This is a genomic window from Cupriavidus sp. CuC1 (assembly GCF_044627735.1).
GTDB classification, from domain to species: Bacteria; Pseudomonadota; Gammaproteobacteria; order Burkholderiales; family Burkholderiaceae; genus Cupriavidus; species Cupriavidus ulmosensis.
Map to the genome: position 1 here is coordinate 1 of NZ_JBIUHC010000430.1, position 643 is coordinate 643.

Consider the following 643-nt stretch of genomic DNA (forward strand, 5'->3'; position numbering starts at 1 on the left):
CTGCAGAACCAAGCTCAGGCGCCTCAGCAGGCGAAAGAGTTGGCCATGCAATTGCCGTCTCGGCGCTTTCGCACTCTCACATGGCGCGAAGGAACCAACCGCGCGTTGTCATCGCGTTTTGCGGCAACACGAGTGCATTGCGCCCCGCGCGCAGCCGGGCCAGGCGGGCCCTCCGAGGAGCAATGGTTGCTCATCGAGTGGCCCAAGGGAGAAGTCGAACCCACCAAGTACTTCCTGAGTACGTTGCCGACTGACACGCCAATCAAGGAACTCGTGCGACTGGCAAAACTGCGCTGGCGCATCGAGCGCGATTATCAGGAGCTCAAGCAGGAACTCGGCTTGGGGCATTTCGAGGGACGCAGTTGGCGCGGCTTTCATCACCATGCGACGCTGTGCATAGCAGCTTATGGCTTTCTTGTCACCGAACGCCTGGCGGCGCAAAAAAAAACTCCAGCCCATCGATTACTCGGCGAGGGATCTACCTTACCCGAAGGCTTCCGGCCCCGGGGCACCCCTGCGTAAGCAGCGTCATGTGGCAGATTCTATCGCCACGCTGCGATTGGAGCTCGCTGCCGCACTGCTTGCCCGCCTTGAACGGTGCCCGTGCTGCGGTCGGAAAACCGAGTAGTTGTTAACACAGTAG

General features: G+C 60.3%; 1 protein-coding gene. It reads left to right on the forward strand.

What is annotated here, in order from left to right:
* Positions 1–522 (forward strand): IS701 family transposase (locus tag ACGLHR_RS52065; RefSeq protein WP_400103988.1); only part of this gene is annotated, 522 nt, incomplete at its 5' end.
* Positions 523–643 lie beyond the last annotated feature (121 nt).